The sequence below is a fragment of the Acrocarpospora sp. B8E8 genome (genome assembly GCF_039871605.1).
Lineage (GTDB): Bacteria > Actinomycetota > Actinomycetes > Streptosporangiales > Streptosporangiaceae > Acrocarpospora > Acrocarpospora macrocephala.
This window is the reverse complement of the sequence record NZ_JBDPLV010000007.1, coordinates 113,974-137,851: the sequence shown is the minus strand read 5'-3', so window position 1 is coordinate 137,851 and position 23,878 is coordinate 113,974. Positions and strand designations below refer to the sequence as shown.

The 23,878-nt window shown below is 69.7% G+C and carries 17 protein-coding genes; 10 read left to right on the top strand and 7 right to left on the bottom strand.

The window, feature by feature from the left end; all coding sequences use genetic code 11:
• Positions 1–27 precede the first annotated feature (27 nt).
• Entirely contained in the window at positions 28–426 is a 399-nt protein-coding gene (locus tag ABGB08_RS09185; RefSeq protein WP_218041683.1) for a hypothetical protein, read from the bottom strand.
• A gap of 33 nt (positions 427–459) precedes the next feature.
• Complete coding sequence (locus tag ABGB08_RS09180) at positions 460–867, bottom strand: hypothetical protein (protein WP_347588369.1); 408 nt, start codon at positions 865–867, stop codon at positions 460–462.
• A gap of 143 nt (positions 868–1,010) precedes the next feature.
• Here ABGB08_RS09180 and ABGB08_RS09175 point away from each other — a divergent pair, with 143 nt between their 5' ends.
• Both ABGB08_RS09175 and ABGB08_RS09170 read left to right on the top strand, forming a co-directional pair.
• On the top strand, positions 1,011–3,092 hold the full coding sequence (locus tag ABGB08_RS09175) for a RecQ family ATP-dependent DNA helicase (protein ID WP_347588367.1): 2,082 nt from the start codon (positions 1,011–1,013) through the stop codon (positions 3,090–3,092).
• Positions 3,093–3,198: 106 nt separating this feature from the next.
• Positions 3,199–5,223: a cellulose binding domain-containing protein gene (locus tag ABGB08_RS09170; protein ID WP_347588365.1), complete on the top strand. Its 2,025-nt coding sequence runs from the start codon at positions 3,199–3,201 to the stop codon at positions 5,221–5,223.
• A gap of 263 nt (positions 5,224–5,486) precedes the next feature.
• Here ABGB08_RS09170 and ABGB08_RS09165 read toward each other — a convergent pair whose 3' ends face one another.
• Positions 5,487–6,380: a sugar kinase gene (locus ABGB08_RS09165; RefSeq protein ID WP_347588363.1), complete on the bottom strand. Its 894-nt coding sequence runs from the start codon at positions 6,378–6,380 to the stop codon at positions 5,487–5,489.
• A gap of 204 nt (positions 6,381–6,584) precedes the next feature.
• On the opposite strand from ABGB08_RS09165, the gene ABGB08_RS09160 reads away from it, so the two are divergent.
• The 4 genes from ABGB08_RS09160 (at position 6,585) to ABGB08_RS09145 (ending at position 11,683) form a co-directional block, all read left to right on the top strand.
• Entirely contained in the window at positions 6,585–8,984 is a 2,400-nt protein-coding gene (locus ABGB08_RS09160) for a GNAT family N-acetyltransferase (RefSeq protein ID WP_347588359.1), read from the top strand.
• Positions 8,985–9,141: 157 nt separating this feature from the next.
• Entirely contained in the window at positions 9,142–9,726 is a 585-nt protein-coding gene (locus tag ABGB08_RS09155) for a DUF5998 family protein (protein ID WP_155360742.1), read from the top strand.
• Positions 9,727–9,728: 2 nt separating this feature from the next.
• The gene (locus ABGB08_RS09150; RefSeq protein WP_347588353.1) at positions 9,729–10,844 is read left to right on the top strand and encodes a nucleotide pyrophosphatase/phosphodiesterase family protein; all 1,116 of its coding nucleotides are present in this window, start codon (positions 9,729–9,731) and stop codon (positions 10,842–10,844) included.
• A 29-nt stretch (positions 10,845–10,873) separates the two neighbouring features.
• Positions 10,874–11,683 (top strand): sulfurtransferase, encoded by an 810-nt coding sequence (locus tag ABGB08_RS09145; RefSeq protein ID WP_347588349.1) that lies wholly within the window; start codon positions 10,874–10,876, stop codon positions 11,681–11,683.
• Positions 11,684–12,479: 796 nt separating this feature from the next.
• Here ABGB08_RS09145 and ABGB08_RS09140 read toward each other — a convergent pair.
• The 4 genes from ABGB08_RS09140 to ABGB08_RS09125 form a co-directional block, all read right to left on the bottom strand.
• Positions 12,480–15,065, bottom strand: a complete 2,586-nt coding sequence (locus ABGB08_RS09140; RefSeq protein WP_347588347.1) for a CHAT domain-containing protein — start codon at positions 15,063–15,065, stop codon at positions 12,480–12,482.
• A 674-nt stretch (positions 15,066–15,739) separates the two neighbouring features.
• Complete coding sequence (locus tag ABGB08_RS09135; RefSeq protein WP_155360747.1) at positions 15,740–16,156, bottom strand: hypothetical protein; 417 nt, start codon at positions 16,154–16,156, stop codon at positions 15,740–15,742.
• 221 nt (positions 16,157–16,377) lie between these two features.
• Entirely contained in the window at positions 16,378–16,884 is a 507-nt protein-coding gene (locus tag ABGB08_RS09130) for a sigma-70 family RNA polymerase sigma factor (RefSeq protein ID WP_246269132.1), read from the bottom strand.
• A 616-nt stretch (positions 16,885–17,500) separates the two neighbouring features.
• A complete protein-coding gene (locus ABGB08_RS09125; protein ID WP_347588345.1) occupies positions 17,501–19,102 on the bottom strand; it encodes a DUF222 domain-containing protein in 1,602 nt (533 codons plus the stop codon).
• A gap of 6 nt (positions 19,103–19,108) precedes the next feature.
• Here ABGB08_RS09125 and ABGB08_RS09120 point away from each other — a divergent pair, with 6 nt between their 5' ends.
• The 4 genes from ABGB08_RS09120 to rnhA all read left to right on the top strand — a co-directional run bounded on the left by ABGB08_RS09120 (position 19,109) and on the right by rnhA (position 23,836).
• On the top strand, positions 19,109–19,879 hold the full coding sequence (locus ABGB08_RS09120; protein ID WP_347588343.1) for a hypothetical protein: 771 nt from the start codon (positions 19,109–19,111) through the stop codon (positions 19,877–19,879).
• Positions 19,880–20,803: 924 nt separating this feature from the next.
• A complete protein-coding gene (locus ABGB08_RS09115) occupies positions 20,804–21,301 on the top strand; it encodes a DUF3145 domain-containing protein (RefSeq protein ID WP_174900330.1) in 498 nt (165 codons plus the stop codon).
• A gap of 533 nt (positions 21,302–21,834) precedes the next feature.
• Positions 21,835–23,322, top strand: coding sequence for a nitronate monooxygenase (locus tag ABGB08_RS09110; protein ID WP_347588340.1), 1,488 nt, complete (start codon positions 21,835–21,837; stop codon positions 23,320–23,322).
• Positions 23,323–23,374: 52 nt separating this feature from the next.
• The gene (gene rnhA / locus ABGB08_RS09105) at positions 23,375–23,836 is read left to right on the top strand and encodes a ribonuclease HI (RefSeq protein WP_347588338.1); all 462 of its coding nucleotides are present in this window, start codon (positions 23,375–23,377) and stop codon (positions 23,834–23,836) included.
• Positions 23,837–23,878 lie beyond the last annotated feature (42 nt).

Genomic DNA, 23,878 nt, shown 5'->3' with positions numbered 1-23,878 from the left:
CGGAAGGGGTTCGATCGGCCTTGGGGCCTACATGACGTTCACCATGTAGCTGAAGATCATGCCGAGCACCAGGCACACACCGGACGTGATCGCGGCGGCGGAGCCCAGCTTCTCGCCCCGCCGGTGGCCGATCACGCCCAGCGCGATGCCGATCGCGCCGAAGATGGGCGGCAGGATCAGCAGCGCGATGGCGGCCATCACGAAGGCGATGATCGACATCGTCTGGGTGCCGCTGACCGGTGGCTTCCCGTACTGCTGGCCGTAGTACGGCCCAGGCTGCTGCTGCCCGTACGGCGGGGGCGGCGGGTACTGGTAACCGGGCTGCTGCGGCGGGAGCGGCGCCCCGGGGTCGTACGGCGGGAGTTGCTGGCCGTACGAGCCGGGCTGGGGTTGGGGCGGCTGGGTCGGATCCTGGGGGTTACCCATGTCGGGTTTCCTTCCGCTGGTGGAACGTTCCTGCTACGCGGTGTACTCCGGACCGGGCAGCGCGCCCTCGACGATGTCGTGCGAGCTGAGCCCGGACTCCTCGACAGCCGGGTCGGTGGCCGTGGTGGCCTCGGGGAACAGCGGCGCGTCGTCGGCGGTGGGCGGGATGGTGACCGCCACCACGTCGGGCTGGCCGTCGCTGTCGGTGTCGAACAGCGCGGTGTCCGCGATGCCGTCATTGTCGGTGTCCAGGACTGCGGTGTCCACGCGGCCGTCGCCGTCGGTGTCGTAGGCCTCCATGTCGATGTCGCCGTCGCCGTCGAGGTCGGACACCGCCGCGTCCACCACGCCGTCGCTGTTGGTGTCCACCGCGGCGGTCTCGTAGTAACCGTCGCCGTCGACGTCGGCGAGGTCGGAGGTTCCGGCGTCGTACACGTCCATGTTCGTTCTCCAGAGTCTGATGGGTGGATCGTTCATGGGGGTAGATGCGGAGACTGCCGCCTTTGTTTCACTTGGTCTTTGTATCGCTGCCGATAAATCGGGCGGCGTGCGAAACCGTCACCAGGACCTGGTACTAAGGACCGGTGACCGAAGAAGAGGTGTTGCGGGAAGAGGCCGAGGAGCGGCTGCGCGCGCTCGCGGGGGAGGGCGCCCGGCTGCGCGAGGACCAGTGGGCGGCGATCAGGGCGCTGGTCATGGAGCGGCGGCGGGCGCTGGTCGTGCAGCGCACCGGCTGGGGCAAGTCGGCCGTCTACTTCATCGCCACCGCCCTTCTGCGTGACCTGGGCGAGGGCCCGACGGTCATCGTCTCGCCGCTGCTGGCGCTGATGCGCAACCAGATCGCCGCCGCCGAGCGGGCGGGCATCCACGCGGCCACCATCAACTCGGCCAACGCCGAGGAGTGGGAGAAGATCTACGCGCAGGTCGCCGAGGGCACGATCGACGTGCTCCTGGTCAGCCCGGAGCGGCTGAACAACCCCGAGTTCCGTGACCAGGTGCTGCCTGAGCTGGCCGAGAGCGCCGGTCTGGTGGTGGTCGACGAGGCGCACTGCATCTCCGACTGGGGGCATGACTTCCGGCCGGACTACCGGCGGCTGCGGACGATGCTGGCCGAGTTGCCGCCCGGCGTTCCGGTGCTGGCCACCACCGCGACAGCTAATGCGCGCGTCACCCGGGACGTGGCCGAGCAGCTGGCCGGGGACGAGGAGGAGACGCTCGTGCTGCGCGGGCCGCTGGAGCGGGAGAGCCTGCGGCTGAGCGTGGTCGATCTGCCCGGGGCCGGGCAGCGGCTGGCCTGGCTGGCGCAGACCCTGCGGGAGCTGCCGGGGTCCGGCATCGTCTACACGCTGACCGTGGCCGGGGCGCAGGAGATCGCCGCCTACCTGCGCGAGCAGGGGCACACGGTGGCCGCCTACTCGGGGCAGACCGAGCCCGCCGAGCGGCTGGCCGCCGAGGAGGACCTGCTCGGCAACCGGATCAAGGCGCTGGTCGCCACGTCGGCGCTCGGGATGGGCTTCGACAAGCCGGATCTCGGGTTCGTCGTGCATGTGGGGGCGCCGCAGTCGCCGGTGGCGTACTACCAGCAGGTGGGCCGGGCCGGGCGTGGGGTGGAGAAGGCGGAGGTCGTGCTGCTGCCCGGCGCCGAGGATCGGGAGATCTGGGCGTATTTCGCGTCGCTCGCGTTTCCGGCGGAGGCGGTCGTGCGGGCCACTCTGGCGGCGCTGGAGGAGGGCGGGGTGCTGTCCACGGCGGCGCTGGAGAACCGGGTGGATCTGAGCCGGAGCCGCCTGGAGATGATGCTCAAGGTCCTCGATGTGGACGGGGCGGTGCGCCGGGTCAAGGGCGGGTGGGAGGCCACCGGGGAGCCGTGGGCGTACGACGCGGAGCGGTATGCGCGGGTGGCGGCCGAACGGCGGGCCGAGCAGGACGCGATGCTGGCCTACCAGAGCACCCAGGAGTGCCGGGAGCTGTTCCTGCGCCGCCATCTCGACGACGACACGGCCGTGGCCTGCGGGCGGTGCGACAACTGCACCGGCGCGCGGCGTTCCGCCGAGATTCCGGCGGCGGCGGTGCAGGCCGCGGCCGAGCGGCTGGCGCGGCCCGGGGTCGATCTGGAGCCGCGGCGGCAGTGGCCGACCGGGCTGGCCGACCTCAAGGGGCGGATCAAGCCGGAGCTGGGGGCGGAGACCGGGCGGGCGCTCGGGCGGCTCACCGACATCGGGTGGGGGACCCGGCTGCGCGAGCTGCTGGCCCAGCCGGACGGTCCCGTGCCCGACGACGTGTTCGCGGCCGTGGTGACCGTGCTCAAGACGTGGAACTGGGAGCGGCGGCCGGTCGCGGTGGTCAGCGTGCCGTCCGCGTCCCGGCCGGTCCTGATCCGGTCGCTGACCGAGCGGCTGGCGCAGGTCGGGCGGCTGGCCGATCTCGGGCAGCTGGGCTATCGCAGCGGGTCACCGGGGCAGCAGTACAACTCGGCGCAGCGGGTTCAGGCCATCCGGGGCACGCTGGCGATGCCGCGGGAGCTGGCCGCGAAGATCGCCGAGGTGTCCGGGCCGGTGCTGCTGGTCGACGACCGTACCGATTCCGGCTGGACGGTGACGCTGGCCGCCGCGCTGCTCCGGCACGCGGGAGCGACGGCGGTGCTGCCCTTGACGCTGGCGACCTGAAACTTTCACGGCCATTTGACGGGGAGTGCCATCGGTCGCACGATCATGGTGCCTTCTGGTCAGGAGGGGGCGTCGAGAGAACCCGTTTTCGATGCGAGGTATGTCCATGCCGAAATCCCTCCTGCGGGCCGCGTCGGCCGTCTTACTGACGCTGACCGCCCTGAACGTTCCCCCCGCGTACGCCGAAGAGGCCGTCGCCGTCACCGTCAACGCGCGCGCGGCGCTGGCCACGGTCCCGGCCACCGGTATCGGCGCCAATCACGCGATCTGGGACTCCTACCTGGGCACCGACGACACGGCCGACCGGCTCAAGGACGCGGGCGTGCAAGTGCTGCGCTACCCCGGCGGCTCCTACTCCGACATCTACCACTGGGCCGACCACACCGCGCCCGGCGGCTACGTGGCGCCCGGCACCGACTTCGACACCTTCATGCGCGGCGCGCGCCGCACCGGGGCGCAGCCGATGGTGACCGCCAACTACGGCACCGCCACCGCCCAGGAGGCCGCCGACTGGGTCCGGTACGCCAACGTCACCAAGGGCTACGGCGTGAAGTACTGGGAGATCGGCAACGAGAACTACGGCAACGGCCACTACGGCGCGGCCTGGGAGGCCGACAACCACGCCGACAAGAGCCCCGCCGAGTACGCGCGCAACATCGTGGCCTACTCCGACGCGATGAAGGCCGTCGACCCGACCGTCAAGATCGGCGCGGTGCTGACCACGGCCGCCAACTGGCCCGACGGGATCGTGGCCGGCGGCGACGACGGCACCTGGAACAAGGTCGTCCTGTCGATGGCCGGAGCGAAGATCGACTTCGTGATCCTGCACTGGTATCCCGGCGCGTACGACAAGGCCTCCCACATCCCCGACATGATCCAGCTCACCCGGCGTCAGATCGCCGCCCACGCCGGGCCCGGCTCGGAGCGGATCGGCATCGCGATGACCGAGTTCAACACCGGGACCAGCGGCGCCGGGGAGAACACCCAGCCCGGCGCGCTGGCCGCCGCCGACGCCTACGCGACCCTGCTGGCCAGCGGCGTCTTCACCGTAAACTGGTGGAACACCCATAACGGCATCGGCACCGTCAGGCAGGTCGAGGGGCACACCGACTACGGCGACTTCGGCCTGCTGTCCAACGCCAGCTGCACCGCCGACGGCAGCGCGTGCGAACCGGCGGTGAACACGCCCTTCGCGCCGTACTACGCGCTGCAGATGATGAGCCGCTTCGCCCGCCCCGGCGACCAGTTCGTCAAGGCCGCCACCGGTCAGGCGAAGGTCGTCGCGCACGCGGCCCGCCGGCCCAACGGCGACCTGGCCGTCCTGCTGATCAACACCTCCGCCGACACCGCCTACCCCGTCGCCATCAGCTATGCCGGGTTCGGCCCCGCCGCCGGAGCGCCCACCGTGCTGACCCACGTCAACGGCGCCACCGGCATCACCAGCTCGACCGCGGGCAGCGCGACCAGCCAGACCCTGCCCCCGCTGTCGCTGACCACGGTCGTGGTGCGTCCCGCCTCGGCCCCGGCCGGATTGCCGGGCGCGCCGGGACAGCCGACCACCACCGCCGTCACCGACACGACCGCGACGATCTCCTGGCCCGCCGCCACCCCCGGCACCCGCCCGATCGTGAAGTACGAGGTGCACCGCCAGAACGGCGCCATCACCGAACAACTCGGCGAGACCGGCGGCACCTCACTCGCGGTCAGCAACCTCAGGCCCGGCACGCGCTACACCGTCAACGTGATCGCCCGCGACAGCGGCGGCGGCGTCTCGTGGTCCTCCTCGCCGCTGACCTTCACCACCGGCACGCCCGCCACTAGCTCCTGCACGGTACGGCTAACCGATCAAACCAACTGGGGCAGCGGCTACGTCGGCTCCATCGACATCACCAACAACGGCACCCCCATCAACGACTGGACCCTCGACTTCACCTGGCCGAGAACCTGGCAGAACCTGGACGGCGGCTGGAACGCCACCTGGACCCAGACCGGCTCCAATGTCAAGGTCGTCGCCAGCGGCCCGCTAGCCACCGGAGCCACCACCAACATCGGCTTCGTCGGCAGCTACAGCGGCCCGAACGTCCTCCCGTCCGTCTTCACCTTCAACGGAACCATCTGCAGAACCCAGTAGGCCCGCCTGAGAACGGGGTCGCCCATCACCACGTGTGGCGGGCGACCTCGTTCGTGTGGGACCCACAGCGACGACGGGTTCGGGCGGAGCCCGAGGGGATCAAACGGGCTGGGTGGGTGGGAGAACCACCGTGCCGTGGCTGTCGTTTATCCGGGCAACCACGGCGACCGACGGGGGCGGGCGGAAGCCCGCAAGCAATGAAGGGAGGGTGGGTGGGAGTTCCACGGCGATCGACAGGCGAGGAGATCGCCTGCCGAATCACCCTAGAGGCGGGGCCGGGCGCCCAGGTTGGCGATGCACTTGGCGGCCAGGGCGTTGCCTGCCGCCAGGGCGTCGGACGGGGGCTTGCCGTTCAGCCAGCTCGGCAGGAAGCCGGCCGCGAAGGCGTCGCCCGCGCCGGTGCCGTCCACCACGCGGTCGACGGTCTCGGCGGGCACCCGGACCGGCTCGGAGCGGCTGTTGGTGTACCAGAGCGCGCCCTCTTTGTTGAGCTTGATCACGACCTGGGGGAACCACGCGGTGAGTACCTTGGCCGCCGCGTCCGGCTCCTCGCGGCCGGTCAGCACCTTGGCCTGGTCGGCGTTGGCGAACAGCAGCTTGACCCCGTGCGTCCACTCCAGGAACGGCTCGGCCCCGGTGCGCTCCACCGGCGCGGACGAGGCACAGTCCACCGAGATCGACATGCCGGCCCTGCGGGCCAGGTCAAGCGCGGCCAAGCCGGCGTCCCTGGAGCCCTCGCAGATCAGCGTGTAGCCCGACATGTGCAGGTGGCCGCCCTGGGTGAACAGGTCACGCGGCAGGTCCTCGGGCGACAGCGCCGCGTTCGCGCCCGGGTCGGACAACATCGTGCGCTCGCCCTTGTGCGTCACCAGCACGACGCAGGTGCCGGTGGGACGTTCCGGGTCCATCACGAGACGGGCGTCCACCCCGTAGCCCATCAGCTCCATGTCCCGGTTACGACCCGTGATGTCAGCGCCCCGGCGGCCGATGAAGGCCACTTCGGAACCTTCCACGGCGAGCCAGGAGGCGATGTTCGCGCCGGAGCCACCCCCGTGCATGGTGACGATCGCCGGGGTGTCACTGGCGCGGGCGAGAGGGAACCTGGCGCGGGCGACCGCGTCGGTCATGAGATCGCCCACCACGACGACCCGGGTCATGATGTCACCACCTTGCCAACTGCTGAGGGAGGTGAGCCTGCCGCACCATTGGGGGGTCGGCGTCCTCTCCGTGCGATATGAGGCTGACGCCGAGAAACTTAACAGCTTCCGGTGACGCCGTGGGGGGTAGAGCGGACACTCGGGCACAGTCGATGCACAAGCGTTGCCCAACCATCCCAAGCCGGGCGTCGATACGCTCGACCTGTGGAACCACCGTACCCGGCGCACTGGGAGGCGGACGTCGTCCTCTCCGATGGCGGCACCGCTCACCTGCGGCCGATCCATCCCGGCGACGCCGGACTTCTCCGTGATTTTTACTCCCGTTTGTCCGATCAAACGATCTACTTTCGGTTTTTCGGCCCTCGGCCGCGATTGTCCGATCGGGAGATCGCCTGGTTCACCAACGTGGACCACAACGACCGGGTGGCGCTGATCGCCACCATCGGCACGGAGATGGTGGCCGTCGTCCGCTACGACCGGGTGCAGCCCCCCGACCACGCCGAGGTGGCCTTCCTCGTCGAGGACGCCCACCAGGGCCGGGGCGTCGCCGCCGTCCTGATGGAACACCTGCGCGCGGCCGCGCGCGAGCGCGGGATCCGTACCTTCATCGCCGACGTGCTGCCCGCCAACCATCGGATGAACATGCTGTTCCGCCAGGCCGGATACACCGCGCGCAGCACCTTCGCCGACGGCGTCGTACGGCTCACGCTCGACCTGGCCACCACCGAGACCGCCGTCGAGGTCACCTCGGCCCGCGAGCACCGCGCCGAGGCCCGCTCGATCCAGCGTCTGCTCACCCCGGAGTCGGTGGCCGTCATCGGCGCCAGCAGGGAACCCGGCGGCATCGGCCAGACCGTGCTGCGCAACCTGCTGGCCGCCGACTTCACCGGCCCGGTCTACCCCGTGCACCGCGAGGTCCGGGCCGTGGCCGGGGTGCGCGCCTACCGCAGCGTCTCCGCCATCGACGGCGACGTGGACCTCGCCATCGTCGCCGTCCCGGCCGAAAGCGTGCTCGGCGTGGTCGAGGAATGCGCCCGCAAGGGAGTCAAAGGCCTGGTCGTGCTCTCCAGCGGCTTCGGCGAGACGGGCGAGGAGGGCGCCATGAGGCAGCAGGAACTGGTCCGCATCTCCCGCCTGTACGGCATGCGCGTCGTCGGCCCCAACTGCCTCGGCATCGCCAACACCGCCCCCGGCATCCGCCTCAACGCCACCCTGGCGGCCACGCTGCCCGGCCGTGGCCGGGTGGGCTTCTTCAGCCAGTCGGGCGCCCTCGGGACCGCCCTGCTGCAGCGGGTGGCGCAGCGCGGCATGGGCATCTCCACGTTCGTCTCCGCCGGGAACCGGGCCGACGTGTCCGGCAACGACCTGCTCCAGTACTGGGAGGAGGATCCGGCGACCGAGGTGATCCTGCTCTACCTGGAATCGCTCGGCAATCCGCGCAAGTTCGCCCGGCTGGCGCGGCGCATCTCGCGTACCAAGCCGATCGTGGTGGTCAAGTCGCAGCGGGTGCCGAGCGGGCACGCGGCGTCGGCGCTCGGCCTGCCGGACACCGTGGTGAGCTCGCTGTTCGCCCAGGCCGGGGTGATCAGGGTGGACGATCTGACCCAGCTGTTCGATGTGGCCCAGTTGCTGGCCTACCAGCCGCTGCCGGAAGGGCCGCGGGTCGGGATCGTGAGCAACTCCGACGCGCTGGCGCTGCTGGCCGCCGACGCCTGCTTGGCCGCGGGTCTCGAACCTGGCACTCCGGTCAATCTGGGCGCACGCGCGGGGGCCGAGGAGTTCGGGAAGGCGCTCGCGGGCGTGCTGCTGGGGGTGGACGCCGCCGTCGCGATCTACATGCCGCCCATTCCCGGGCGGGCCGACCTCGTGGCCGCCGAGCTGATCAAGGTAGCCCAGGAGTCCGGGAAACCGGTGCTGGCCACTTTCCAGGGCGAGTGGGGGCTTCCCGCCGAGCTTCGCGTGCCGGGGGAGGGTCCGGAGCGTGGCTCGATCCCGTCCTATTCGGCGCCGGAGGAGGCCGTTCGCGCGTTGGCGCATGTGGTCAGGCATGCCCGGTGGCGTACCGCACCGGCTGGCACGATTCCGGAAATATCGTTAGATGGGGCGGAAGCGCGGCGCGTCATCGACGCCGCGCCCGCCGACACCGAGATCGACGTCACCGCCCTGCTCGCCTGCTACGGGATCGAGGTCGCGACCGAGTCCCCGCCGGGACCCGCGGTGCCGACCATGGTCGGGGTGGTCCAGGACCGCGACTTCGGGGCGGTCGTGTCGTTCGGGCTCGCCGACGTGGCGGCCCGGCTGCTGGGCGATCACGCGTACCGGCTCGCGCCGCTGACCGGTGCGGACGCGGCCGGTCTGGTCCGCGCCGTGCGCACCGCGCCGCTCCTGTTCGGCGAGTACGGCTACCCGCCCGTGGCCGTACCGGCCCTGGAGGATCTGCTGGTCCGGGTGGGGCTGCTGGCGGACGCGCTGCCCGAGGTGGCCCGCCTCGATCTCGACCAGGTTCTGGTGGGGGAGGGCGGCGTTACGGTGCTGGGCTCCCGCGCGGTGATCCGCCCGGTGGTCGGTCCCCGCCCTGACGGCGGACCCCGCCGCCTCGGCTAGTACGCCTCTAGCGATAACCCCGGCTGGGTAACGGGAAACGAAAGTGAAGGGAAAGGCCCGATACCCATTCCAAATACTGCTAAATCCGTATATCTGGGCTGGCGAGAAGGTGGCTTCGCATGTGAAAACCGCGCCCATGACAAGGCAGGATGGACCCATGAGGGATACCCGAGTCTCGGCTGCCGACCTGCGCGAGGCCATCGACCGCAGCGGCTACTACCCCGACCTGGTCGCCGACGCCGTCGACTCCGCTGTAGGGAAAGAACAGGTAACAGCGTTCGTCGTGCACCACGAGGCCACGTTCGACCCGGCCATGGAGGTGCGCAGGCACGTCACCGTGCTGGTGCTGTCGCCGTCCCGGCTGCTGGTCTGCCATACCGACGAGCATCCGCCGGCCGAGGGCAACCCCACCTCGCACGCCTCCACCACGACCGAGGCCGTCCGGCTGAGCCGGATCCAGTCGGTCGCGCTCACCCGGGTGGTCCCCGACCCCGCCTCCTACGTGCCCGGCGTGCCGCCCAGCGAGGTCACCCTGACCATCGGCTGGGGCGCGATCTCGCACGTCGATCTCGAACCGGCCACCTGCGGCGACGAGAACTGCGACGCCGACCACGGCTACACCGGCGCGGTCACCGCCGACGACCTGCAACTGCGGGTCAGCGAGGCCGCCGACGGGCCCGAGGCGGTCACCCACGTCCTCGCCTTCGCCCGTGCTCTGTCCGAAGCCACCGCCCGGAGCTGACCGTGGCCGGGCCCCACCTCCCCGCGTACGGCGCCGCCTCGCTGAGCGATTTTCCCGGCTCCCTGCTCGCCACCTTCGGGGGTGACGGCGACAACACGCTCGGGCTGGAGCCCGCCTCCCGGGTGTGCCTGTTCCTGGTGGACGGGATGGGGGCCGAACTCCTGCGCGCCCATCCCGGGACGGCCCCGTTCCTGTCCGGCGCGCTGGGCCGTACGATCACGGCCGGGTTCCCGTCCTCCACCCCCACCAGCCTGGCCACCCTCGGCACCGGCGGCACCCCCGGCGAGCACGGCATGATCGGCATCCAGATGGCGGTCCCCGGCGAGGGCCGCCTCTTCAACTGCCTGCGCTGGACCGCCCCCGGCCTCCCCATCGACCCCGAGGTCTGGCAGCCCGCCACCACCGTCTACCAGCGCCTCACCGCCCTCGACGTCGACGCCGTCTACGTCGCCACCGCCGCCTTCGACGGCTCCGGCCTCAACCGCGCCGTCTACCGCGGCGTCCACCACCTGCACGCCGAGTCCATCGACGAGCGCGTCGAGGGGGTACGGCACGCGCTCCAAGCCCCGCGCACGTTCGTGACCGTCTATTACGGCGATCTCGACGCCGCCGGGCACCTGTCGGGCTGGGGCTCACCCGCCTGGCTCGAGCAGCTCGCCATCGTCGACCGCATGGCCGAACGTCTCGCCGAGACCCTGCCGCCGGGCGCGGTCATGTACGTGACCGCCGACCATGGCATGGTCAACGCCACCGACAAGGTCGACGTCGACCAGCATCCCGAACTCATGGAGGGGGTCGCCCTGCTCGGGGGCGAACCCCGGGCTCGGCACCTCTACACGCTCGCGGGCGCCGCCTCGGCGGTCGAAGCCACCTGGCGCGAGATGCTCGACGGGCGGGCGTGGGTCGTGTCCCGGGAGGAAGCGGTGGATTCCGGGTGGTTCGGGGGGAGCGTGCGGCGGGAGTGGCTGCCGCGGATCGGGGATGTCGTAGCCGTGCCGTACGGTGGCTGCGTGGTCATCCCGGCGGAGACCGAGAAGTTGGAATGGGCATTCACGGGGTACCACGGGTCGTTGACAGTGGAGGAGCTGAACGTTCCGCTGCTGGAGATCCATCGGTGAAGTTCGTCTGATCTGCCTGGGGGTGCACGATGGGGCCGTTGATCGCCGCTGAGAGTCTGGCCGACGAGCGGGTCACCTTGCTCGACGTGCAATGGCGGCTGGGTGGTCCGCCGGGGATCGAGGCCTATCGCGAAGGGCACATTCCCGGCGCTGTCTTCTGTGACCTGGAGCGGGATCTGGCCGCGCCGCCCGGGCCCGGTGGGCGTCATCCGCTCCCGTCCGCCGAGGACTTCCAGGCCGCCATGCGCCGCCTCGGGGTGTCGGGCTCTCGGCCGGTCGTGGTCTACGACGAGGCCGAATCCCTGTCCGCCGCGCGAGCCTGGTGGACGTTGCGATATTTCGGGCATCCCAGCGTTCGCGTGCTCGACGGCGGGCTCCGCGCCTGGATCCGGGCCGGCCTGCCGGTCACCAAGGACGTGCCGGACATTCCCATCGGCGACTTCACCGCTACCCCCGGCGGAATGCCCACCCTGGACGCAGACCAGGCCGCCGACCTCGCCACCACCGGCGTCCTCCTCGACGCCCGCGCTCCCGAACGCTACCGAGGCGAAACCGAACCCATCGACCCCGTCGCCGGCCACATCCCCGGCGCCGTCAACGCTCCCACCACCCAGAACACCGAACCCGCCGGCCTCTTCCACACCCCCGACTTCCTCCGCGAACGCTTCAACACCCTAGGCGCCACCCCCGGCATCCCCATCGGCACCTACTGCGGCTCCGGCGTAACCGCCGCCCACCAACTCCTGGCCCTGGAAATAGCCAACCTCCCCGCCGCCCTCTACGTCGGCTCCTGGTCCCACTGGATCACCGACCCCACCCGCCCCATCGCCACGGGCTGATCCCCCCTCGCAGCCCAGGACGGGGTGAATATCAAGATCGTGAACCATCGGGGTTCGCATTGACGAGTTGGCGAAGGCAACGCTCGCTTGAGCGTCCTGCTGAAGATGGGAATGTCCCACTGGATGCCGGAGGTGTTGATTCTTGAATCTGCTCCACCATTAGGCACCTGATCTAGAGATCGGGGCCTCGGCATGCGATGATCACGGCTGTGACATGTACCAGAAAGGGCCATGCCGCGTAGGCGCCCTTCCGAGGTTCGCGCACGAGGATCTGTGTGCGTAACCCACAGAGCTTCGATCCATCAGGTTCCCGGTCTTGGCCGTCGGCCCATGGCCGCAGTGATCAGGCTGGAACATACCCGGATGCGGCCAGGCGAAGTGGCGGCGGCCTTGCTCACTTGGACGCAAGCGGTCGTTCCTGGCACCGCTGACCGGATCGGGCCTACCTGCATGTGCCCAGAGTGCTCCGGAGACACCGCACGCCGGCGACTCGAAGAGGCACTCGTGGGCTAAACCGTACCTCTATGGTCTGGTTCTCCCTGTCGACAGACGATTTCTCACCCGGACGTCGCCAAATCCGCACGCTTCACCGGAGTGGCCATGGTGGCGGCAACGGTGCTGATATCAGTACGAGCGGTTGGAGATCACCGCCAGCCGGTGCCTTGGCGCAAGCGATCCTGGCAGAAAATGGATCCCGGTCGCCCAAGCCTGCTCGTTCTACTCGGCGAGTGGCTGATTCTTTTGGGTCTCATGGCTTGGTCGCAGGACAAGTGGACCCTGGCGCATGGTGATCGGGTTAGTCGCCCGAGCCGAAGCATGCGAATCCTGGGACGTTGGTCTCGTGTGTTGCTTTTGCCAGTGCTTCGGCGGGTGGGTGACCGCTTGCGAGGAGTTCGTGGAAGCGGTCCATCAGGATCAGGGCTTCCTCGTCGCGCACTGGTACGACCCCGGCGATGACGCAGCGGGCGCCGCGCTCCAGGAATGCCCCTGCCAGGCCCCAGGCGACGCCGTCCATTGGCGCGTGTGCCATCCCGGCCTCGCAGGCCGACAGCACGACCACGGGTGGCACGCGGTTGGCGCGAAGGAGTTCGTAGGCCATTAGAGGGCCGTCATCAAGGGTGATGTTCGAGAGCATCGGGCTGCGGGGGGAGAACATGCCGTGGGCCGCGATATGGAGGACTCCCGCCGATTCCAGGGCCTCGATCACTGATTTCTTGGTGGCTGGGATGGTTGTGGCGTTCTTGTGGGATTTGACCACTCTTTGGACTTCGTCTTGGGCGTATTCCAGTTCGGGGCCGGCTACCGCGATAACGAGGGTGTCCGTTTTGTGAGCGGCTGGAGGTCCGCCCGCGTGTGAATGTATCGAGACTGGTCGGCCGCGGAGGGAGGGGAGCAGCGGCCACGGGAGGGTGTGGAGCGAGCCCGTGGGGACGATGGTGATTGGTCCTGGGTTCAGGTGGAAAGGGCGCATCAGCAGGGCGTCGAGCGCTGTCAGTTCCGCGTCGGGCATCGATTCCGCGCCGGGTCCAATGTCACGTCCGATGCCGGATTCGGTGTCACATCCGGTGTCGCGTCCGGTGCCGGGTTCAGTGCCAGGTTCGGTGTCGCGTCCGGTGCCGGGTTCAGTGCGAGGTTCGGTGTCGCGTCCGGTGCCGGGTTCAGTGCGAGGTTCGGTGTCGCGTCCGGTGCCGGGTTCAGTGCGAGGTTCGGTGTCGGGTTCGGTGTCGGGTCCGGTGCTGGGTTCGGTGTCGCGTAGGTTGCGTCGTCGGAGCTGGTAGCGGATCCGGATTGTCGCTTCGGTTACGTCCGAATATGAGCCGATCTTGTGTAGTTCGCAATTGTCATGTTGGGCGACAACTGCGAATAGGTCATCTTCGTGTCGGACGAATTCCACGAGGCAGGTGGGTCCGATGGTTGGAGCGTCGCCGTTGAAATCGCCGCGTACCACCGCGCGCCATCGTTCTGCCCAGGCGAGGACGCCCTGGCCGGTTCCGCGTGAGAGAGCGAGTTCGAGACCGAAGGCCGCCAACTGCTCGGCGCCTCGAATCGCGTGTGCACGGATCTCGGCCGCGCCCATGATCATGGGGTGGTCGATGCCCTGAGCCGACGTGGGGGAGATCGTTTCCAGGAAGGTGGCGATGCCCGCCTCCACTGACGTCATGGCGGCGGTGTCGTCGCCGTTCAGGTGGTGGAGGACGGCTTGCGCGTGGTGGCGGACGATCGGGCGGGTGCGGGGGGTCAGAAGCCGGGACAGCTGGGTCGTGGCCGCTGCTCGATCCTTCAGGTGCTTGGCGGTGCGTCCGGCTAGTAGGCGGAGGGAGTCGGCTTGAGTCAGCCAGCCTGTGGTGGCCAACTCGTCGGAGCATGCGTACAGGTCGGTGAGTAGATCCGCGGAGACGAGGTGCGGAGGGTCGGACTGTGCCAGTCGTGCCCGCAGGATGATTTCGGTGGCCAGGGGAGCCCAGCGGGCGCGGCCTTGGGTGAGTAGTTCGGTGTGGGCTGTCTGCGCGGTTTGTTGTGCTTGGTAGGGGTCGCCGGTGAGTAGTTCCACTTGAGCGAGGAGGAGGCGGGCGTCGCTCAACGCCACCTGGGCATTGGAAGCCGCCAATACCGGTACGGCTTGTTCCAGGAGGGCGCGTGCTTCGTTCGGGAGTCGTGCCTCGACGAGGGCTTGGGCGAAGTCGACACGCATGGCCGCCAGGCGTTCCGGGTAGCCGACGAGGGAATGTTCGGCGGTCTGGTAGCTCGCGAAAGCGGCGGGAATGTCGCCTCGGCGGGCGGCGGCGAAAGGCAGGTTGCCTTCGGCGAGCATGGCCAGATGGGTGAATCCTGAGCTCCTGGCGATTTCGGCGGAAAGCGTGAAGTCGGCCGCCGCTTCCCCGAATCGTTCAAGGAAGACGTAGGCGAGACCCCGGCTGAGGAGTCCGCCCGCATGACAACGTGGGTCATCGCCGAGAGCCGGAAAAGCCGTCGTACACCGCTCAACAGCCTCCATATGCCGGCCGAGCAGGACCAGCGGCACCGCGCGCTGAACATCCAGCCGATGCCGATCGAGCCCGTCCAGATCTGCTTCGACCTTGTCGGCAAGAGCGAGCGCCCCTTCGGGATCCCCCAGTAGCGCACGAAACGGAACCTGCGACATCGCCGCTTGCGCCGCCCGCACCGGCACATCGACAGCCCGGCGAACCGCCCGCGTAAGCAGCTCATCCGCCAACCCCAAATCACCAAGCTCCCACGCGGCCAACGCCATTCCCCGCAACGCGATCGACGCCGCCTCCGCATCCCCCACCCGCTCACTCTCCCGCAGCACCCCCTCCGCCTCTTCCCGCGCCCACCGCGGATCCCGCCCCGCCAACTCAACCGCCCTAATCGCCCGCCCCACCAACCCCCTCCCACCGACGCTCTCCCCAACCTCCTGATAGCGGATGTGAGGGTTGCGCCCAGTCGCTTCCTCCCACGCGCCTGGCTGTTCTCTGCCGCCAGTCGCGGCGGTTGTCCCGGCTTCTTGTTGCGAGCCGTTCCCAGTCGGTTTGGTTGCCGCTCGGGCGTTCGGTTGGTCGCCGTCGGCGGTGGAGATGGTTGTCTCGGCCTTCTGATGCGGGTTGTGGGGGTTGTGTCCGGTCGGTTCGGTTGCCGCTTGAGTGTTTGGCTGTTCTCTGTCGCCAGTCGGGGTGGTTGTCCCGGCTTCTTGTTGCGAGCCGTTCCCAGTCGGTTTGGTTGCCGCTCGGGCGTTCGGTTGGTCGCCGTCGGCGGTGGAGATGGTTGTCTCGGCCTTCTGATGCGGGTTGTGGGGGTTGTGTCCGGTCGGTTCGGTTGCCGCTTGAGTGTTTGGCTGCTCTCTGTCGCCAGCGGGAACGGCTGTCGCGGTTTCCTGATGGGAGAGGTGGGGGTTGTGTCCCGTCACTTCGACCGTCGCCTGGGTTGTCGGATGGTTTGTGCCGCTATTGGGAGCGGCCTTCTCGGCGTCTGGTTGGGGCACCTGGGGGTTGTGTCCGGTCAATTCGACGCTCTCGTGGGTGGGGGCTGCGTGCCGGGTTGATGGGACTCGTTGGCGGGTTATGGGCGGGCTCGGAGCCAGCGGGTGGCGATGGGGGGGTTTTCGGGGTGGTGGTAGACAAGGCTGAGCCAGCCGGGTGGGAGGCCGGTTGCCGCGAAGTGGCCGTCGGGGGAGGGGACGCGGATCTTGCTGACGTGGGGGGTGCGGATTTCGATCCAGGAGTCGGGGGTTGGGGTGGGGGTGAGGTGGCCGGCTACTTCGAGGCGGCCATTGGTGTGGGTTAGTTCGACGTCGATGGTCAGGGTTTCGGTGGTGAAGCGGTGGCGCTGGGGTTCTCCTCCGGAGCGGGCTCCGGAGGCGGCGGCCACGTCGGTGGGGGTGGCGATGATCGAGCCGGGCAGGCGGAGGGTGAACGCGGCCAGAGCGTCGGCGGTGACGCGGCTGGGGATCGGGTCGGCTCCGGAGGCGAGGCGCATGGCCGCCAAGACGTAGGTGGAACGGCCTTCTGCTGTTGAGTCGCCTTCCCGGGTTGGATTGCCTTCCGGGGTTGGGTGACCCTCGGAGGTTGCGTGGCCTTCCGGGGTTGAGCGATCCTCTGAAGTCGCGTGGCTTTTCGGGGTTGAGCGGTCCTCTGGGGTTGAGCGCCCTTCCAGGGTTGAGTGGGCCTCTGGGGTTGAGTGGTCCTCGGGTTCTTTGGTCACGGGGACTCCTCCAGGAGGGCGCGGAGGCGGGATTCGCAGCGGGTTCGGGTGGCGCCGACGCTGCCGAGCGGCATGTTCATCCGGGCGGCGATCTGGGCGTAGCGGGCGTCGGGGTTCAGGGCGAAGAGGCGTAACAGGGTGCGGCAGGGTTCGTCCAGGGTGGCGGCGCGGGCCCAGACGTGGCGGCCGTACTCGGCGTCGACGACGGCTGTGGACGGGTCGGGGACGCTGGGGTCGCCGAGGTCGGGCAGTTCGACCGGGTGTTCGTTGCGGGTTTTGCGGGAGAGGCGGAAGGCCTCGTGCCGGGTGGTGGTGATCAGCCACGCGCCGATCCGGCTGGGGTCGCGGATCCGGTCGTAGCTTTCGACGAGGCGCAGCCACGCGCCCTGAACCGCGTCGGCCGCATCGGTGGCGCTCAGGCCACAGGCCCTGGCCACCGCCCACATCCGGCCGTCGAACCGGGAGACCAGATCCTTCCAGGCGGTCTCATCGAGAGCGGGCAAAGACGTCTCTTGAGGCATGGCACCACTTTCCTGGCTACTGTCCGCAGTGACGGATAAGCGTTGCGTGAGCACTCTATCCAGTGGCTGCGACCACGATCCTCCGATCGGCGAATTGCCAGGCTCCCTGACGCTCGGAACGAGGCGGGGGCGACGATGTGGAATCCTGTGGCCGAACTCGCCCGGTTCCACGGACAATTGCTGGCGTTCCGCAACATCTTGAAACGCACCTCGAGCTGGTGTTCGCACGTCCGGCGAGGGCGCGGATCGCGCGATGGGCGCAAAAATCCCGAATCTGCTCATCAGTCGGCCCGCAGGTGACTGCCACTTCCTGTAGGTACCGGGACCTATCCCCCCCGCGAAGGCCGGAGCCGTGACGGTGTCCCGCCTCCGGGCTTCTTGTATGGCAGGCAGACCCCGGCGGGGCGTCCTCATGGCCGAGGTCCGAGACGGCCAAGGTCCGAGACCGCCGAGAGCGACCGGCCCTTCGTGGCGAACGCGTCCATAGGATCGAGGATTCCGTGCTCACAGCCTGCTCGAATGCGCGGCGACCCGATGACGATCAGCTCGTGATCTTCTGTGGGTCCTTGTGATCCTCTATTGGTCACTGTCTCCGCACTCATGGTGATGATCTAGCTGCGCTCGTGGGGGGTGAGGGTGTCCGGTCTGCCTGTGGGCGTGTGTCGTCCGCCCGGGGCGGGGCCGGGTGTGGAGTCGGGTACGCGGCTGGAGTCGGGTGCGACCTCCCAGGCGAGGCCGGGGTTGGGGTTGGGCGCGATGCTTCGGGCGATGCCGGGGTTGGGTGCGGCACCCCGGGCGATGCCGAGGTCGGGTGCGGCGCCCCGGACGCGGCCGGAGTCGGATGCGACGGCGGTGGTGGTGGCCATGCCGGGGTGGGATGGGATGCCCTGGGCGAGGCCGGGGTGGGATGCGGCGCTGGTGGAGGCGATGCCGGGGTTGGGTGCGACGCCCCAGGCGGGGCCGGGGTTGTGGTGGGGTTTGCGGTTGTTTGCTGCCGGGGCTGCCCGGGTTGTCGGCGGGGGTTTCGGGGGTGGAGTTTGGGGTGGCGGTGGAAGCGCATGGTGACGGTGCCGTTGCCGTTGTCGATGATGTCGACGCGGTCGGGGTGGCGGGATTTCCATTTGTTGTCGGGGGTGCAGAGGGGGGCGAGGTTGGTCAGGTCGGTGCGGCCGACCGGGTGCCACGGTTGGATGTGGTCGATTTCGCAGAGGTAGGCGGGGATGTGGCAGCCTTGGCGGGCGCAGGTGGTGTATTGGGCGAGGATGGCTTCGCGTTGGTCGGCAGAGGCCAGGCGGCGGGCGCGGCCCAGGTCCAGGAGGGCGCCGTCGGTGTCGCGCAGGACGCGGCGGAGGTCGGCGGTGTAGGCCATGCGGCGGGCGTCGGCGGCCGGGATCGCGGTCCCGTCCTGCAGGTAGGCCGGGTCCTCGGATTCGCCGGTGAGGGTCTGCTCGGTGACCGCCACATGCATCACCGTCCGCCGCCCACCCTCAGACAGGCGGACGGCCAGCGCGTCGGCCATCCGCCGCCCGTGATCACGCCCGTCCTCGGCGCCGTTCTTGACCGCCAGCGGCTCCAGCCAGGTTTGAAACTGCAGCGTCAGTTCCGGATCCAGCAGACCGGTCACCCGGCCCATCCCATTCAACGTGGCGGCGATGTTCAGGTGCTGGCGTTCGGTCAGCGCGGCGGCACGGGCCAGTCGTCCGCCCGGATCGATGGTCTCCAGGATCACCTGACCCGCCCGGGTCACATCCTCCACCGTGGCGGCCGGATCGGCGGCCAGGGTCAGCAGGATCGGCTCGGCCAGCCGGGCTTCCTCATCGTCCAGAGGACGGACCGCTGAGGCGACCGCGGCGGCGGCCCCGAACGGCAGGCTGCCCCCGGCCAGCCGGGCGGCCAGATCCGGCAGCCGGGACAGCTGCCGGGCCAGGGTGAGGCGTTCCCCGGCCCGGGCGATCCGCGAACCGGTCGCCGCCGCCAGCCACGCCCCCAGCGAACGCCGCCCGAACAGCTGGTGGCCTTTCCCGGCATCGGCCACCCCAAGCCGGACCGCGATCGCCGCCTCAGCCCGATCGATCATCCGCGCCAACGCCACGATCTCGGCCATCGCCGCCTCGACATCGCCCGGCACCAGCGACTGATCGGCGGCGATCACCTCGGCCTCGTGCAGCAACTTCCGTACCCTCGCCCCGACCAAACCCAAATCCGGATGGTCCGCGTGGTCCGCGTGGTCCGCGTGGTCCGGATGGTCCCCGCGCCCGGCATCACGACCAGCACCCTGATCGGTCCCCCGCCCGCGACCGGCACCCTGACCGGCACCACCGGCACCCTGACCGGCACCCTGACTGGCACCACCGGCACCCTGACCGGCACCACCGGCAGCGTGATCGGCCCTCTGGGCGTCGTGATCGGCCTCCCGGGCGTCGTGATCGGCCTCCCGGGCGTTGTGATCGGCCTCCCGGGCGTTGTGATCGGCCTCCCAAGCAGCGTGACCGGCCTCTCCGGCACCCCGATCGGCACCACGGGCAGCGTGGCCGGCCTCACGGGCATCCCGATCCGGCTGCCAGGTAGCGTGATCCTCCTCCCGAGCAGCCCGACCGGCCGCCTCCGTACGCCGACCGGTTTCGCGGGCACGCTGATCCGTCTCCCGGGCACCGTCAGCGGCCTGTTGGGCACGCTGGCCGGTCACCGGCCCACTGCCGGCGGATCCGGGCCCGGATCCGGGCGAGGGCCGGTGGCCGCCGAAGGGCCGGACACCGGGCTGCCGGGCCGGGCCGAACGGGGCCGGGCCGAACGGGGCAGAGCTGAACGGGGTGTTGGCGGGTTCAGCGGTGGCCCGGGCGGTGGTGGAAGGCGCCGTTGCGGGGTGTGCTGTGCCGGAAGGCGAGGTGCCGGAGTTCCTGCCGGAGTCGCTGCCGGAGTCGGCTGCGATGACTCGAGTTCGGGAAGGGTCGAACGGCTGGAAAGGATCCAACAGTAGGACCGCGCCACGGGAATCGCCGGGAATGCCGGGACTACGACCGGTTTCCTGCGCCCCGGCACCTCGCCGGGGTGAACGGAGAGGACGCGTTTGCGGACGGAGGACCGGCACGCCGCCAGAGCCGGCGTTGAGAGAACCTCCGGCGGCGCTGAGGGAACCTTCGGCGGCGCTGAGGGAACCCCCGGCGGCGGGGTCGCGGCCGTCAAGGCCGGCTGGAGCGCGGGAGTTCAGAGGCGAGAAGGGGAGGGCGGGGTCGGCGGGCGAACAAGCGGGCGAACAAGAGGGGCAACCAGCGGGGGAATCAGCGGCGAGAGAGGTGGCGGCACAGTGGTCGGGCAACAGCACCGCACCCGAGGTCATCATCCCGGACCACCTCCCGTCGTGGATCGACCGACCGACCTACATCCAGGATATCGCTCACACGTTCGATTGGCAACTCTGTGTAGTCGTTTATGTGCGAATTGTCAGTAATGTGGTGTTGCCTACGCGACGTGTTAGTGCTGTCCCCTGCTGCGGGAGCGCGGATATATGCGGAGCGCTGCGGGAGCGCTGTGTATGAGGGACGTGTACTTCGCGTGGGATCAGGGACGAGTGGGGCGAAGGGACGGGATCTGGGGTTGTCGTGAGAATTTCGGTCAGGCTGGGTGGTTGGGTGAAGAGGGTCGGATCTAGGGGTGGAGTGGGAAACTCGGTCGAGTGGATCGGGGTGGGGTGGGTGCTACCTGGGGCTTTTCCGTTTGGTGGGCCCGGGCTTGTGTTTACTCTCTGTGGTTTGATGAATTCACAGCGTTGTCAAGTGCGAATAGGTATGACTCTGGTCTGGTGCCTCGCCGCGACGGACGGTAGTCTCTCCTAGAGTCACTTGTGATCATCCCAGTATGAGGCCGTTGGGGAAGGCGCACCTCGTACGAAACGGGAGGTCCGGTGGCTGCTGCTCGTGGCGTGCTGTACGTCCACTCGGCTCAGCCTGCGCTGTGCCCGCATATTGAGTGGGCTGTCGCAGGCGTTCTTGGCGTTCCCGTCGACTTGACGTGGACCCCTCAGCCCGCTGCGCCCGGCGCTTTGCGCGCCCAGGCGGAATGGGAGGGTCGCGCGGGTACGGCGGCGGCGATCACTTCATCGCTCATGGGGTGGCAGCGCATCCGCTTCGAGATCACCGAGGACGCCTCGCCGGGCGTGGACGGCTCCCGACATGCGTACACCCCGACACTCGGGGCGTACACGGCGGTCATCGGCGCCAGCGGGGACATCCAGGTGCCCGAGGACCGCCTCCGCAACGTCATGCTGATGGCCGCCCAAGGCCGCGCCGTCCTCGAAGACGAACTCGACCGCCTGCTCGGCAAGCAGTGGGACGAGGAACTCGAATCCTTCCGCTACGCCGGCGAGGGCGCCCCCGTCCGCTGGCTCCACGCCGCCGTCTAGCCACCTAACAGATCGAGCAGGCCCCAGGCTGCTCCCCGTCACCCGGCGCCGTTCACGAAGTCGGTGATTCTCGCCGCGCCAGCACCAAGGGCGTTGAAGCCGTGGTGAAGCCATCGGCACGCCGGGAGGAGTCCCGGGAGCGTGAGTGGGTGCTCGGCATGGGGTGGGCAAGCCGGTGCCATGATCTTCGCGTCAGCGGTCCGACTCCCAGCCGCGGCGGGACGGGCGGGCGCCCGGCCGGTCCCCGCGGCTCGCCGTGCGGCTGGAGCAGGAAGACCGAGCGGAACCACGGGGAGATGGTGGACGGTAGCCGCCGCCGGCGATGGGAGCCGGAGTCGGGTTGATCATGACGGGCCTGGTGCTCGCCTTCCGCTCGTAGGCCCGTGCAGATGACCTCTGGTCCCTCGCTTCGGGACCTTGGTCACTGCATCGGGCGGCTGCCGGGCCGATGTAATGCGATCGAATCCCTAACAAGCAGGAGGTCGTAGCGTTGGCCATCGCCCAGCATTTCACCGACACCGTCCGCGTCCGGCATGTCTGAGGCGGCATCGCCCCACCAGGTGCTCCCCGCCATCGTCCAGGGCGGCATGGGGGTGGGCGTCTCCGGGTGGCGGCTGGCGCGAGCCGTCGCCCGGACCGGGCAGCTCGGCGTCGTCTCCGGCGTCGCCCTGGACATCACGCTCTCGCGGCGGCTGCAGCAGGGAGACCCGGACGGGCACATGCGTCGGGCGCTGTCGCACTTCCCGGTGCCTGAGATCGCCGAGCGGGTGCTCGCCCGCTATTTCGTCTCCGGCGGCATCGACGCGGACGCGCCGTACCGGCCGGTGCCGCGGCTCGGGGTCCGCCCGCATCAGGCCAGGGCCGAGCTCGCCGTCGCGGCGAACTTCGCCGAGGTGTTTCTCGCCAAGGAGGGGCACGGCGGCCAGGTCGGGGTCAACTACCTGGAGAAGATCCAGATGGCCACGCCCGCCGCGGTCTATGGCGCGATGCTCGCGGGCGTCGACTACGTGCTCATGGGCGCGGGCATCCCGACGAAGATCCCCTGGCTGCTCGACGCGCTCGCCGCGCACCGTCCGGTGGAGCTGCCGGTCACCGTGGCCGGCGCCGGCGCCGACGATCGCCACGTCGTGACCTTCGACCCGCCCGCGATGCTGGGCGCGACGCTCCCGCCGCTGCCCAGGCCCCGGTTCCTCGCCATCGTCTCCTCCGACGTCCTGGCCGCGTACCTCGCGCGTGCGCCGCTCACCCGGCCGGACGGGTTCGTCCTGGAGACCTCGGTGGCCGGCGGGCACAGCGCGCCACCGCGCGGCCGGATGCGGCTGGGCGAGACGGGCGAGCCGGTGTACGGGCCGCGCGACTGGGCTGACACCGGCAAGACCGCGGCGCTCGGGCTGCCCTTCTGGCTCGCCGGCGGCTACGGTACTCCGGCCGGGCTGGCCGCGGCTCTGTCCGCCGGGGCCGCCGGCATCCAGGCGGGGTCGGCCTTCGCGCTGTGCCGGGAGTCCGGCCTCGACGCCGAGCTCAGGCTGCGCCTGCTCCGGCAGGCCAGGAACGGCTCTCTCCTGGTCCGCAACGACCCGTACGCCTCCCCGACCGGCTTCCCCTTCAAAGTGGCCGCAGTGCCCGGCACCTTGTCCGATCCGGGTCTTCATGCCGACCGCCCCCGCCTGTGCGACCTCGGCCACCTGCGCACTCCGTACGTCAAGCCGGACGCCACGATCGGCTACCGGTGCCCGGCCGAGCCGATCGACATCTACCTCCGTAAGGGCGGGGCCGTCGAGGACACGGTGGGGCGAAGGTGCCTGTGTAACGGGCTGGCGGCCGCCATCGGGTTCGGGCAGCGCCGTCCGGACGGCTACCGGGAGCCGCCGCTGCTCACCCTCGGCCAGGACCTGGCCTTCCTCGACGACCTGCCAGATGACTACGCCGCCGCCGACGTCGTCGCGTACCTCCTCGGCACCCCGCCGGACGAGGCGGGGCGATCTCCCGCCCGCGAACATCGGGACGTTCGGCTGGGCTGATGGTGGGGTGCTCGCAGGGGCCGGCTCTCCCCGGCGGCGATAGTGTGGGCCGATGGGCGGTGTTCAGGTGGTGGAGGCGTACACCGATGGCGCGTGCCGTGGCAATCCCGGGCCAGGGGGCTGGGGGGTGATTCTCCAGTACGGCAAGCACGACCGGGAACTCCGCGGCGGCGAGGCGGACACGACCAACAACCGGATGGAGCTCATGGCCGCGATCATGGCGTTGGAGACGCTGACCAGGCCATCCGAAGTCCGTCTGCACACCGACAGCCAGTATGTGCGTAACGGTATTACCAGGTGGCTGGCGGGGTGGAAGCGCAACGGGTGGCTGACGGCCGGGAAGGAGCCGGTCAAGAACGCCGACCTGTGGCGGCGCCTGGAGTCCGCGGCCCAGCGGCACCAGGTCGAATGGCTCTGGGTCCGCGGGCACAGCGGACACCCGGAGAACGAACGCGCCGACGGCCTAGCCCGTCTCGGTTGCCAGGAGTCGGCGCATCCCAGCGGCCGAAGCTGACCGAGCCGTTTCGATGTGAGCTGAAGGACACGGAAAGGGCGC